We start from the raw sequence: 212 nt of genomic DNA, 5'->3' as shown, positions 1-212 counted from the left end.
ATTGGTAGACACAAGGGATTTAAAATCCCTCGACTAACAAGTCGTGCCGGTTCAAGTCCGGCCTCGGGCACCACTTTGTGGTTTAATTACATTACCAAGTGTAATTTGTAAAATGGTTAATTTAGAATTAATATGATGCGGTACTAGCTCAGTTGGTAGAGCGCGACCTTGCCAAGGTCGAGGTCACGAGTTCGAGCCTCGTGTACCGCTCC

1 tRNA gene is annotated in these 212 nt (G+C 46.2%); it reads left to right on the top strand.

Features of this window, described 5'->3' with window-relative positions:
• Positions 1-137 precede the first annotated feature (137 nt).
• Positions 138-210: transfer RNA gene (locus AAEY68_RS21860), tRNA-Gly, on the top strand.
• Positions 211-212 lie beyond the last annotated feature (2 nt).

This window comes from Pseudoalteromonas sp. RB2-MNA-CIBAN-0110 (assembly GCF_040309305.1).
GTDB lineage: Bacteria > Pseudomonadota > Gammaproteobacteria > Enterobacterales > Alteromonadaceae > Pseudoalteromonas > Pseudoalteromonas arctica.
Note: the sequence above shows the minus strand (reverse complement) of the source record. Positions and strands in the feature narration are given on the sequence as shown.